We start from the raw sequence: 9,999 nt of genomic DNA on the forward strand, positions 1-9,999 counted from the left end.
ACAACAGGAGCCTGACATGGCCCGAGGACGCCCACGCCTATCGCCAGAAGCCAAGGCTGCGAAGAAAGAGAAGGCTGCTGCCGACAAGGCCGCCGCTCTCGCCGCGAACGCGCTGGCGAAGATCCCCGAGGAGAAGGAGCGCCGCGACGAACTGTGGCGCGAGCTCGACGCACTGATTGCCGAAGGGCAGGGCGTCGCCGGCCAGATCAGCCAGCAGAAGAAGCGGATGACCGAGGTCTTCGGCATCACGAAGCCTGCGATGGCGATCCGCAAAATTCTGAACAAGTGCCGCGACGGCGAGTACGAGGCCACGGTCGAGCAGGTCGCGCTGTTCATGCGTGACACCAACCGGCCGTTCCAGCTCAGCATGAAGCTCGAGCCCGGCAAGGGCGTCCAGGAAGACGGCGGCTCGGTCTTCGACAAGACGAATGCCGGCGAGCATGTCGGCGTCGAACGTGGCGATGATCCTGGCCGAGCCAGCAAGCGCCGCGGCCCGCCCGCGCCTCCGGCTGCCACCACGCCGAACGTCGGCGTCGAAGGGCTCGCCGCCGGCATCAAGCAGAAGGAATCGCCGGAGGAGAAGCGCGCCAGGATCAATGACCAGAAGTCCGCCGACGCCGCGGTCTTCGACAAGGTCGCAGAGAAGGGCGCTGCCACGGCGGAAGGGCCGGCCTCCAAGGTCGAGACCATGGACGCCGACACCAAGAACATGACGCCGGCGCAGAAGCGGGCCCACGCCAAGAAGATCGCCGACGAGGTTTTCGAGCGGCAGGGCAGCAAGGGCCTCGGGCCCGGCGCGATCCACTAACCGGCGGCGACCGTAATGACCGCGACCATGATCCTCGCAATCGACGGCGCGACGGCGTCGGGATGGGCTCTCGGCAAGCCGGGCACGATCCCTCGCGTCGGGCTGCAGCGGCTCAAAAAGCCGAGTGAGGATACATGGCTCGTGGCCGACGGCGCCGCACGCTTCCTCCGCGACATCTGCTTCATGGAGGACACGCGTCCTGATCTGATCGCGATCGAAGCTCTCATGCCGAACTTCAACAGCGGCGACGATCGCGAGCGTCAGATCCAGCGCAGCGCAGCATCGATGCTGGTGCCGCCGCTGATCATGGGCGCGGTGCGCGGCATCGCAGCCTGCTACGGCATTCAGGTCGTCCAGGTCTATCCCGCCACCTGGCGCAAGCATTTCCTCGGCCGGTCGAATTTCGGCAGCCGAGAGGAAACCAAACGGCAGACGCTCGCTCGCTGCCACCTGCTCGGCTACCTGCCGCCCGGCTGCAAGGACGACAATCAGGCGGACGCTTGCGGCATTTTCGATTGGGCGTCCGCCGTCCACGGCCGCGCCGTCCAGCCGCTTGTTCTCTTCGACGAAGGACGCCTCCGCCATGCGTAGAGGCATCACCTTCGACACCTACGATCCGGCGAGGATCGAAGCTCGGCGCGAGGCTCAGAAGCCGCCGGCGCTCGACCGCCGCACCGCGCCGGGCCCGGAGACGCCAGAGTGCGTTGAATGCGGCGATCGGATCGGCCCGTGGTGGGGCGACGGCCCGGACACGTTCTGCCGCAGGCATGCCCCGGAACATCTCAAGCGACCAGGAACCGCGCGATGACGCGTGCCGACCATCACAACACCGCTCTGCGGCACGACCTCGTCTGCATTCTCAAAGACGTCGTCGAGCTGATCGCGCGGATCGAAGCGAGTATTCCAGGAACAGGCGAGTGCGCACCTCGCCCTGTCGGTGACGGCGTCGAGGCCGCAATCTCGCCGCCCGATCTCGTGAAACCATCGGTGGTGTGTTCCGATGGCGGGTACAGTGTCGACCCCGAGGCCCAGAAAGATTCGGTCGACCGGACTGGCAGACGAAACGGGTCAGTAGGCCAGAGCGGAGCGCTTGCGGGCGCCGAGGCCAGCCGAACACCCGGCCAATCAAATTCCGATCAGCCGGCCAGCGCTCCTCCTCCCAGCGCTGCGCCGGTTGAGCCACCTGCGCCGGCCAAGATCGCCGCGAAAGCCAACGAATTGCCGTCGGCGCAGGTGGCGCCTTCTCGCAGCCGCACCGACCACGCTCTCGACCTCTGGTCTACCACCGACAAGACAGAGCAGGAGATCGCCGAGCAGGTCGGCTGCGCGCTCGGCTCGATCAAGGCGTTCGTCTCTGCGGCCCGCAAGAAGAACGATCCGCGTGCCTTCGCCCGCAAGCTGGCGCATGACGACAAGCTTTCTGTGCCGGCGCCAAAGCCTCAGCCCGTCCTGATCCGACGCAAGGACGAAGAGCGCGAGCCACCGGTCGCGGGCTTCGCCAAGCCTGTCGAGCGCAAGCCGTTCTCCAAACCGCTCGATCCGCGGCCGGGTCGCATCACTGGCGTCGTGATCACCAGCCCCGGCTCCGTCGTTGCGCTCGACATGGACAACCTCGTCGTCGCTTGCCCTGGCGGTGACTGGCAGGTCACTCGGCCAGTCGCTCTGGTCATGGAGCGGATGCGCAACGGCGAGACGTTCGACGATCAGACCCTCGCCGAGGTCGGCAGCATGGGCCTTTCCACCTTCGCCGACAGCCGCAAGCGCTGGACCGAAGAACTCGCCAAGCTCGGCGTCGAGTTCGTCCACACCAAGGGCGTCGGCTGCAAGATAAGGGTGGCAGGCACATGAGACGCGCCGAGCACCTTTCCGACGATATCGTTCTTCATCTCGGCGACTGCCGAGAGATCCTGCCGAGCGTCAATGGCGTGGCTGCCGTAGTCAGCGACCCGCCCTACGGGATGGAGTATCGCAGCGGGTGGGCGACGGACGAGCTTTGGCAGGAAGGCCGGACGATCGATGGCGACGAGGACTGCACCGCCCGCGACGGCATGCTGGCCATCCTGCCGCACATCGGCAATCCGCCAGCGCTGATCTTCGGAAGGCACACGCTGCCGGCGCCCATCGGCACGAAGATGTGGCTCGTCTGGGATAAGGGCCCGGCCCTCGGGATGGGCGACCTGTCTCTGCCGTGGAAGCCCAGCTTCGAGATCATTTTCGTGATTGGCTCCGGCTTTACCGGGCATCGGGGTGGAGCCGTCATCTACTGCCCACCGGTCCAGAGCATGGCCAAGAACGGCCGCGTGCATCCCAATCAGAAGCCGATCGACCTTCTCGGACAACTCATCATGAAGTGCCCCAAGGGGCTGATCGCGGACCCGTTCATGGGATCCGGGTCGACAGGAGTGGCCGCGGCGCGAGCCGGCAGGCCCTTCGTCGGCATTGAGACGAAGCAGAAGTTCTTCGACATCGCGTGCCGCCGCATCGCCGACGAGTTGAAGCGGCCCCGCTTCGCTCTGGCGCCGGAAACAGAGGCCTCGCAGGAGGCTTTGGGCCTATGACTCTACTCTTGATTGACGCCAACGGCCTGGCGCACAGGGCCTTTCACGCCACTGCCAGCAACCGCTCCTATCGCGAGGATGGCTTGCCAACTTTCGCGATCGGCCGCTTCCTCGACTTGGTCCATAGCCTCTTGATCGACGTGGGCCGGCCGCAGTGCGTCACCCACGCTGCCGCGATCTTCGATCCGAAGGGTAAGAACTGGCGGCACTCGATCGCTCCAACCTACAAGGCGGGCCGTAAGCATGATCCCGACCTTGCGCCGCAGCTTCGCATCTGCCGCGATATCGTCCGCGGCCTCGGCATCGCCTCGGTGGTCCAGCAGGGCTACGAAGCGGACGACCTGATCGCCACCTATGCGCGCCTCGCCGAGGCCGACGGCATGGGTGTCATGGTGGTATCTGCCGACAAGGATCTGCTGCAGCTGCTTCCGCCATGCAGGCGTTCCAGCGCAAGGCCGGGCTGCCGGTCACCGACAAGCCTGATGCGGCGACGATCGCGGCGTTGCAGGCGGCGGTGGCGGAAAAGGCCAAGCCGCTCACGATCGACCGGACCAAGTTCTTCGCCCATCTCCGCTCCGGCGCCGCACCGATGTTCGGCAAGAGCCTTTCGAAGAGCCAGGTCGCCGGGATGGAGGGCATCCTCGACGCCTTTGCGGTGACCGGCGACGGCCGCGACAAGACGTTGGCCTATGGCCTCGCCACCGCGCGGCGCGAGGTCGGCTCCGGCATGATCCCCGTGCGCGAGGGCTTCAAGGCGACCGACGCCGCAGCGCGGGCCTATGTGCTGCGTCACTATCCAACGAAATACGGCAAGCCGACCGGGCCGTGGGGACATGTCTATTACGGTCGCGGCTACGTTCAGCTCACCTGGTTCGACAACTACGAGCGCGAGGGCATCGCCGGCGACCCTGACAAGGCGTTGGAGCCGAAATTCGCGGCCGAGCTCATGTTCAAGGGGCTTCTCGATGGCCGCTGGAACGGCAAGGGCCATGGGCTCGCCCATTACCTGCCCACAGGCGGCCCTGACGATCTCAAGAACGCCCGGCGCACGGTGAACATCACCGACCATTGGGAGGAGATCGCCGGCTTCTACCGCCAGTTCATGGCGGCCATCGCGGCGGCTCGCGCCTGATCTGATCCCGCCGGCGGCCGGCCTGCCGCCATCCTTCGACCCTCGGAGCATCCCATGAACGATCCTATCAAGCTGCTCGTCAGCAGCCTCGCCGCGCCTGTGCGCATCCTGCTGATGGCGGCCTTCCTGCTGCTCGCCAAAATGGGCTGGTTCACCTGGCTGACGCCCGAGAACTACCACGAGCGCGTCAACGCGCTCATGGACTTCCTGGTGGTCGCTGTGCCGGCGGGATATGCGATCTGGGCCTTCTTCAAGACATGGCGCGAGAAGCAGCCTGCAGCCGTAGTCTCGGCCGCGGCGGCGCTCCCCGAGGTGGCGAGGATCGTCACCACGCCCGAGATCGCGGCGAAGGTCGATGATCCGACGGTCACGGCGCGGACGACGCTCTGATGCTCAGCTGGCTTTATCGGGCGTGGGCAATCTACGCCCATGCCTCCGGCGTCCTCGTGCTCACGCTGGCTTGTGCCTGGGGTATCCTGGAGATGGCGGCGCGGGATGGGCCGGTCATCGAGCGCGTCAGCCCGGTCACTCTCCACACGGCGCACACACCGTATCTCGGCAGGCTGCGGTATTCCTACGACACCCGTCGATACGAGTCCTGCCCAGGCGAGGTGATCTACACCGCGACCTCGCAGACCAATCACGGCCCTCAGGCGGTGGTGACCTTCCGGCGGCCCCTTCGCGCGATCGAGATCAATGATCGCCCGATCGAGGCCAACGCCGATGTCAGTCTGCCGGAGAGCATGTTCCCAGCCCGCTGGCACTTCATCTCCGCAGTGCATAGCCGCTGCCCGACGCGCGAGCGGGTCGACATCCTGGCGGAGTTCACATTCGAGGTAACGCGATGACTTGGGGAGACGTTCTCGACGCGCTCGGCGCATCGCGCTATGCGCAGCATGCGATCTGTCTCACTTCGGACCCCGTTTTGATGACGTTATACATCGCGGCGGACCTGACCACCGCGCTGGCTTACTTCACGATCGGGACGGTCCTCATCGTCCTGCGGACGAAGCTGTCGCTCTTCCGTCCGGGGACGGTGACGCTGTACGGGTCGTTCATCTTCCTGTGCGGCCTCAACCACCTATCTGGCGTGGCTGTGCTGTTCGCCGGGGTCTATCGCCTCGACGTGGCGATCAAGGCCGCCATGGCTGGCGTGTCGATCGTCACGGCATGGTACACCATCATCGATGCACACGACCGCATCGAGCGCCGCCGGCGCGCGGAGCGGATTGCGTCGTGAACGCCTCTGCAACCAACGTCGCGGCCGTGTCCAGCACGACTGCGGCAATCCTCAGCAGCCTTCATTTTGGCACACTGGCGACAGTCGCCAGCGTCATCATGATCGGCTTCGTGAGCGGGATCGTCGCGCACCTCGTCACGCGTCGCGAGGCGGTCCGGCAGACGCGTGAGATCGTCGAGGAGGCGGTCAAGCGCCACGTCGATGAAATGCACAAGGTCAGCGACAAGGCGATGCAGGAGGCGGCCGGATATCGACCGGACCGGACGTGACGTGGGAGCAGCGATCGATTGGGTGCCTCTCGCAGGCGCCGCCGCGACCGTCTTGGTCGCCATCATCACCGGGGCCTTCGCAGTCTTCGGCGGCCGTAGCAAGGCGAGGATTGAGCACCAGCAGGTCATCAACGCGGGCTTCACTACTCTGTTGGCCGAGCACCGCAAGGACACCGACCAGCTTCGCGATCTGATCCGGGAACTGCGGGCAACCGACGAAGCTCAGTCCGACCTCATCGAAAGGCTGGAAAGCGAACGCAGCCGGCTGGCGACGCGCGTCCTTGATCTTGAGGCCCAGCTCCGCCGGGCCGGTGTCCGGATCGCAGAGCCCAGAGCTATCACCGAGATCTGAATTGCCGGGCTGACCGGCGATCGCCTGGCCCCGTAAGGGCTGCCCTCCTTGGGCGTTTCCTCCCAGACCACTTGGCCCCGCTGGCTCGCGCCGGTGGGGCCTTTTTCGTCTCAATACCTGCCTTTCCCCGCCCGCGCGTTCACAAGCTCCATGTGCTTGATCCATTGCAGCCAGCGCTCGTCACCGAGCCATTCGCGGTATCGGTCCCAGGCTTGCCGGAACTGCGCCGCTGCTTCATCGCGCGTCTGAGCGACGCCCTGCTTCCCGAGGTCTGGGCTTGGGTCATGGACCTGTATTGTCCAATGCCATACCGGGCTGTGCTGCCATGCCTGGTAGACGATCGACCCGACGTAAACGCCCTCGCTGGTCACGCGCCAGAAGTGTTCGCGGTTTGCCTCGATTGGATCGTCCGGGTAGGTGCGGGAGAGGATCAGGCTCATCGCACCATCCTACCAACCCGCCCGCCCCCTCAGCCAGACCGCAACCCACGCGGTGGCAGTCACCACGATCAGGGTGGCGAGGATGAGCGAGAACGGGCGCAGGCGTGAGTTCTGCCTCATCCCGCCAGTCTATGGCCTCTCCTTGCCGGAGGCGAGGGTGGTGAAGTCAGCCCACATTTCCGCGCGATGCTCAGGGCTCTGCCGGTTGAAGGTGTTCATCAGTTCGCCGATGCTGCGCTCATCAACCCCTGGATCGAAGCGAGAACAACCGCAATAGCTGTCGAAGCCAACGCGTGGGGGTTGCCCGGCGTCTGTCGCTAGGAAAGCGTAGCCAATTGGCCCTTCGCAGATTGAGCATCTCCGCAGCGTCCAAGGTCGGTACTGCCGAGCAACGATCGCATCAACGACTTGCTGTTCCGTGACCTGATCCATCATCCCTCTTTCCCCTCTGCGAGCGCGAGGATGGCGGCTGCGGCCTGCTCCAAAGCCGCGGCGTGATCAGCATGTCGGGGGCCGCCAAATGCCGTCTGCTTGGAGGCCATCTCGTAGCGAGCCTTCGCTGCATCGGCCAGCCAACCCGCCGCCTCTCGGATCCCGGCAAGGCGGCCGGCGGCGAAGGCTGGGTTCGCGATATTGATGATCGTGGCATCGCGCATGAGTTGCCCTATCCAATCGGCAACGCCCGCGCGACCGCTGCACTGGCAGCCTGTGGTCTGACATCCCGGCATCGAGCATACGCTCACGGCGTCGCTCCCCTGGCGGATGCGGAGCGGGCGCGGATGGCTCTGGCGAGCCGGTCCAGCCGGTCCCCTGCCTTCTCATCGTCATCGCAGATTACGGCGGCGTCTACGATCGCCTGTCGTAGGCCCGATAACTCCTCCACCGCCTGCGCGAGCTTGGCTTCGGCGGAGAGGGCGCGGGCCTCTTCCCTGGCGAGTTGGTCGCGCCACAGTGTTTCGCGGCTGGCGTTCTCGGCTGCCTCTTCAGAGGCGGCCTCGATCTCCCGCTCCTTCGCCTCGAAGGCCGGGCGGATGAGGGAGAGGATGGCGCGGGCTTTGGTCAGCGACTTGGTTGACGGGAATGGGGCGCCCGAAATGAGCTTGGCGATCTCCTCCTCGCTCGGCAGCCCAACGTCTCCCGGCATCCCTGCGCCTGCGTCGGTGGGGCTAGCGATCATGCTGCGTCCTTCGGTGGCGGTAGAAGCTTCGTTTCGTCGAGCCGCTGGATGACCGTGCGCCCGTCGTTGGTGACCATATGCGCCAGGAACACGGCCTCGACAGGCATTAGGCCGCATTCGACGGCCGTTACCTGGCCCTTCACCCAGTCGCGCAGGATCGAGTTGACGGCGATCAGTCCCTGATCCAGCGCCGCCGCCTCATGCTGCGGCTTCGTTCGGCGCATACGGCTGTTCCAAGGGTTTTCCTTCAGGAACCATGCCGCCCAGCCACGGGCGGATGCCTCGAACTGGATCTGGCGCCCGCGATGTTCGAACGCCAACAGGACCGTCTTGTCCTGAAAGCGCTCCATGAAGCCGACGCTCTCGCAGCCCATGCGGCGGAGGAGCTTCGTGATCTCCTCGCGGGCCGCAGCACCAGACGTCGCGCTGGCGTAGGGAACCTGGCTAGCCATCACGATCTCCTGCGGTGGTGGGGACGGGCTCTAGCGCGGACTCGGGATAGATCTGCGTCGGGCCGAAAGGTCGGTCGAGTTGCAGGTTGTAGCCGTGCGGCGTCTGGATCGTGCTGTAGAAGCCGACAACGCGACCTTCCCACCATGCTCCGCTGTGCTTGCGTAGCAGTGTGCCGATGCCCCAGCGCCAGCCGTCAGGTTTCCATCCGGGTTCCATCTACCCCTTCTTGTCGGGCTCGGGGTGGGGATCGGATTTTGAGTGCGCATCCGCGAGATATCGTTCGATAACATCCTTCAGAATGGGCTTCAGGTTGTTGAACTGCCTACCGCTGACAGGGCCATAGGCGCCAAGAAGTTCGTTGAGACGCCATCCGGCCTCGTTCAGGGCGTCGTCATATCGGATATCCACCCCCGCAGCAGGGGCAGGCGCTGGGGAGGCGGCGAGGGCGGCGATAACGTACTCGACGACAGTCCGGACTTTGTCGTCGTGCTTGCGGCGCATCGACGGCGGCATGAAGTCCCGGTCGTCTCCCGACATATTGGGGTTGCCGCGCCAGCCAGCAGCCATCAGACGGCTCGCCTGGTCGATCACCGCCTCCACCCCGCCAGCGGTCGTGTCTTTGAGGGTCATGGGCGGTCTCCTCTAGACGGCTTTCCGATATGCCAACCGCCGCAAAATTCGCATTTGTAAGCTACAGCGCCGTTTGCGCGGCCCGGGGACACACGCAGAGCATGGAATGCGTCTATCTGTCGTTCATGGCGCGTTTTGCGCTTGCATGCCCCGAACCATTTCCGAGTCAGCTTTGTCATCACCGCTCCTCCCCCGCTGGTGCAGAGCCATTTGATGGGGCATCCGCGAGACCGGGTTTGCTGTCCGAGAGAGGCGGAAGGGCTCGGATTGCTGGCCGCGCGAAGTCGCCAAACGTTTCGGCCGCGGCTGCACAGTACGCGGCATGAGCTTCGACAGGGTCCGAGAACACGCCGAGGTGTTTCCCCTTGCCGTTGACTTTGATATACGCCTGCCACTTGCCGGTCGCCTTGTGGCGAGAGACGCCCTTAAAGCCCGAGGCGTTGCGGCTGCTAACCGCAGAGTTTGCGTTGTTCTGGGTTCGGCTAGCGGCCCGAAGGTTCTCGATCCGATTATCCGCAGTGTCGCCATTCACATGGTCGATGAGCGCTGGCGGCTCGACGCCGTAGTGGATCGCCCAGATAAGTCGGTGGGCCGGCCACGATTGCTTATTCAGGATGACCCTGATGTAGCCGCTCCGATCAGGCGTGCCAGCGATGTGTGAGCGATAGTTCTTGGCCTTCCAAACGAGTTCCCCGGTGCTGGGGTCGTAGTCGAACAGGCTCCGCAGCAACTCGGGGTCAGGACACTGTTTGGGCCCGCCAGGGACGCGGGTGTCGAGTAGGACCGTCATTCCCCATCCTCCCTAGCGGATGCCACAAAAGACCCTGCCTGCGCTGGTGCAGGGTACCCCTACGAGGGCGGCCGTCTTGAGGATTGATGCTTGGGGGTGAGAATGTGTCTGTATGGACGTCTATACAGGCACGCCGATCAGTCGGCTTGA

Annotated in this window: 18 protein-coding genes and 1 pseudogene; 11 read left to right on the forward strand and 8 right to left on the reverse strand. The window is 65.0% G+C overall.

Features of this window, described 5'->3' with window-relative positions:
- Positions 1-16: 16 nt before the first annotated feature.
- The 11 genes and pseudogenes from ACFPOB_RS27240 to ACFPOB_RS27290 all read left to right on the forward strand — a co-directional run bounded on the left by ACFPOB_RS27240 (position 17) and on the right by ACFPOB_RS27290 (position 6,359).
- On the forward strand, positions 17-808 hold the full coding sequence (locus ACFPOB_RS27240) for a hypothetical protein (RefSeq protein WP_377801411.1): 792 nt from the start codon (positions 17-19) through the stop codon (positions 806-808).
- Between the two features lie 15 nt (positions 809-823).
- Complete coding sequence (locus ACFPOB_RS27245; RefSeq protein WP_377801412.1) at positions 824-1,399, forward strand: hypothetical protein; 576 nt, start codon at positions 824-826, stop codon at positions 1,397-1,399.
- Between the two features lie 642 nt (positions 1,400-2,041).
- Positions 2,042-2,656, forward strand: a complete 615-nt coding sequence (locus tag ACFPOB_RS27250; RefSeq protein ID WP_377801413.1) for a hypothetical protein — start codon at positions 2,042-2,044, stop codon at positions 2,654-2,656.
- Positions 2,653-3,366 (forward strand): DNA methyltransferase, encoded by a 714-nt coding sequence (locus ACFPOB_RS27255; RefSeq protein ID WP_377801414.1) that lies wholly within the window; start codon positions 2,653-2,655, stop codon positions 3,364-3,366. The genes ACFPOB_RS27250 and ACFPOB_RS27255 overlap by 4 nt, the downstream gene beginning before the upstream one ends.
- Positions 3,363-3,782: pseudogene (locus tag ACFPOB_RS27260) on the forward strand (PIN domain-containing protein); the annotation flags it as partial. The gene ACFPOB_RS27255 and the pseudogene ACFPOB_RS27260, both read left to right, overlap by 4 nt.
- A 17-nt stretch (positions 3,783-3,799) precedes the next feature.
- Complete coding sequence (locus ACFPOB_RS27265; RefSeq protein WP_377801415.1) at positions 3,800-4,498, forward strand: hypothetical protein; 699 nt, start codon at positions 3,800-3,802, stop codon at positions 4,496-4,498.
- Between the two features lie 54 nt (positions 4,499-4,552).
- The gene (locus ACFPOB_RS27270) at positions 4,553-4,888 is read left to right on the forward strand and encodes a hypothetical protein (RefSeq protein WP_377801416.1); all 336 of its coding nucleotides are present in this window, start codon (positions 4,553-4,555) and stop codon (positions 4,886-4,888) included.
- A complete protein-coding gene (locus ACFPOB_RS27275) occupies positions 4,888-5,346 on the forward strand; it encodes a hypothetical protein (protein WP_377801417.1) in 459 nt (152 codons plus the stop codon). Before ACFPOB_RS27270 ends, ACFPOB_RS27275 begins: the two co-directional genes overlap by 1 nt.
- Positions 5,343-5,738 (forward strand): hypothetical protein, encoded by a 396-nt coding sequence (locus ACFPOB_RS27280; RefSeq protein ID WP_377801418.1) that lies wholly within the window; start codon positions 5,343-5,345, stop codon positions 5,736-5,738. The genes ACFPOB_RS27275 and ACFPOB_RS27280 overlap by 4 nt, the downstream gene beginning before the upstream one ends.
- Complete coding sequence (locus tag ACFPOB_RS27285) at positions 5,735-6,007, forward strand: hypothetical protein (protein WP_377801419.1); 273 nt, start codon at positions 5,735-5,737, stop codon at positions 6,005-6,007. The genes ACFPOB_RS27280 and ACFPOB_RS27285 overlap by 4 nt, the downstream gene beginning before the upstream one ends.
- Before the next feature lie 52 nt (positions 6,008-6,059).
- Positions 6,060-6,359, forward strand: coding sequence for a hypothetical protein (locus tag ACFPOB_RS27290; protein WP_377801420.1), 300 nt, complete (start codon positions 6,060-6,062; stop codon positions 6,357-6,359).
- Between the two features lie 110 nt (positions 6,360-6,469).
- Here ACFPOB_RS27290 and ACFPOB_RS27295 read toward each other — a convergent pair whose 3' ends face one another.
- The 8 genes from ACFPOB_RS27295 to ACFPOB_RS27330 form a co-directional block, all read right to left on the reverse strand.
- Entirely contained in the window at positions 6,470-6,799 is a 330-nt protein-coding gene (locus tag ACFPOB_RS27295; protein WP_377801421.1) for a hypothetical protein, read from the reverse strand.
- A 129-nt stretch (positions 6,800-6,928) separates the two neighbouring features.
- A complete protein-coding gene (locus tag ACFPOB_RS27300) occupies positions 6,929-7,231 on the reverse strand; it encodes a hypothetical protein (RefSeq protein WP_377801422.1) in 303 nt (100 codons plus the stop codon).
- Complete coding sequence (locus ACFPOB_RS27305) at positions 7,231-7,455, reverse strand: hypothetical protein (RefSeq protein ID WP_377801423.1); 225 nt, start codon at positions 7,453-7,455, stop codon at positions 7,231-7,233. Before ACFPOB_RS27305 ends, ACFPOB_RS27300 begins: the two co-directional genes overlap by 1 nt.
- Before the next feature lie 83 nt (positions 7,456-7,538).
- Positions 7,539-7,943, reverse strand: a complete 405-nt coding sequence (locus ACFPOB_RS27310) for a hypothetical protein (RefSeq protein WP_377801424.1) — start codon at positions 7,941-7,943, stop codon at positions 7,539-7,541.
- Positions 7,944-7,972: 29 nt separating this feature from the next.
- Positions 7,973-8,428: a hypothetical protein gene (locus ACFPOB_RS27315; RefSeq protein ID WP_377801425.1), complete on the reverse strand. Its 456-nt coding sequence runs from the start codon at positions 8,426-8,428 to the stop codon at positions 7,973-7,975.
- Complete coding sequence (locus ACFPOB_RS27320) at positions 8,421-8,645, reverse strand: DfrB family trimethoprim-resistant dihydrofolate reductase (protein ID WP_377801426.1); 225 nt, start codon at positions 8,643-8,645, stop codon at positions 8,421-8,423. Before ACFPOB_RS27320 ends, ACFPOB_RS27315 begins: the two co-directional genes overlap by 8 nt.
- Complete coding sequence (locus ACFPOB_RS27325; RefSeq protein WP_377801427.1) at positions 8,646-9,059, reverse strand: hypothetical protein; 414 nt, start codon at positions 9,057-9,059, stop codon at positions 8,646-8,648.
- Positions 9,060-9,237: 178 nt separating this feature from the next.
- Positions 9,238-9,849 carry an HNH endonuclease gene (locus ACFPOB_RS27330; protein ID WP_377801428.1) on the reverse strand — a complete coding sequence of 204 codons (612 nt, stop codon included), beginning with the start codon at positions 9,847-9,849 and terminating at the stop codon, positions 9,238-9,240.
- Between the last annotated feature and the right edge of the window lie 150 nt (positions 9,850-9,999).

The sequence above is a fragment of the Allobosea eneae genome (assembly GCF_042657265.1).
In the GTDB taxonomy this organism is placed as follows: Bacteria; Pseudomonadota; Alphaproteobacteria; order Rhizobiales; family Beijerinckiaceae; genus Allobosea; species Allobosea eneae.

Bases quoted from the DNA above. Each gene is read 5' to 3' on its own strand.
- ACFPOB_RS27265 (WP_377801415.1), top strand. From the start codon at position 3,800: ATGCAGGCGTTCCAGCGCAAGGCCGGGCTGCCGGTCACCGACAAGCCT.
- ACFPOB_RS27315 (WP_377801425.1), bottom strand. From the start codon at position 8,428: ATGGCTAGCCAGGTTCCCTACGCCAGCGCGACGTCTGGTGCTGCGGCC.
- ACFPOB_RS27330 (WP_377801428.1), bottom strand. From the start codon at position 9,849: ATGACGGTCCTACTCGACACCCGCGTCCCTGGCGGGCCCAAACAGTGT.
- ACFPOB_RS27255 (WP_377801414.1), top strand. From the start codon at position 2,653: ATGAGACGCGCCGAGCACCTTTCCGACGATATCGTTCTTCATCTCGGC.
- ACFPOB_RS27320 (WP_377801426.1), bottom strand. From the start codon at position 8,645: ATGGAACCCGGATGGAAACCTGACGGCTGGCGCTGGGGCATCGGCACA.
- ACFPOB_RS27240 (WP_377801411.1), top strand. From the start codon at position 17: ATGGCCCGAGGACGCCCACGCCTATCGCCAGAAGCCAAGGCTGCGAAG.
- ACFPOB_RS27310 (WP_377801424.1), bottom strand. From the start codon at position 7,943: ATGCCGGGAGACGTTGGGCTGCCGAGCGAGGAGGAGATCGCCAAGCTC.
- ACFPOB_RS27305 (WP_377801423.1), bottom strand. From the start codon at position 7,455: ATGCGCGATGCCACGATCATCAATATCGCGAACCCAGCCTTCGCCGCC.
- ACFPOB_RS27275 (WP_377801417.1), top strand. From the start codon at position 4,888: ATGCTCAGCTGGCTTTATCGGGCGTGGGCAATCTACGCCCATGCCTCC.
- ACFPOB_RS27245 (WP_377801412.1), top strand. From the start codon at position 824: ATGACCGCGACCATGATCCTCGCAATCGACGGCGCGACGGCGTCGGGA.
- ACFPOB_RS27280 (WP_377801418.1), top strand. From the start codon at position 5,343: ATGACTTGGGGAGACGTTCTCGACGCGCTCGGCGCATCGCGCTATGCG.
- ACFPOB_RS27325 (WP_377801427.1), bottom strand. From the start codon at position 9,059: ATGACCCTCAAAGACACGACCGCTGGCGGGGTGGAGGCGGTGATCGAC.
- ACFPOB_RS27270 (WP_377801416.1), top strand. From the start codon at position 4,553: ATGAACGATCCTATCAAGCTGCTCGTCAGCAGCCTCGCCGCGCCTGTG.
- ACFPOB_RS27295 (WP_377801421.1), bottom strand. From the start codon at position 6,799: ATGAGCCTGATCCTCTCCCGCACCTACCCGGACGATCCAATCGAGGCA.
- ACFPOB_RS27300 (WP_377801422.1), bottom strand. From the start codon at position 7,231: ATGGATCAGGTCACGGAACAGCAAGTCGTTGATGCGATCGTTGCTCGG.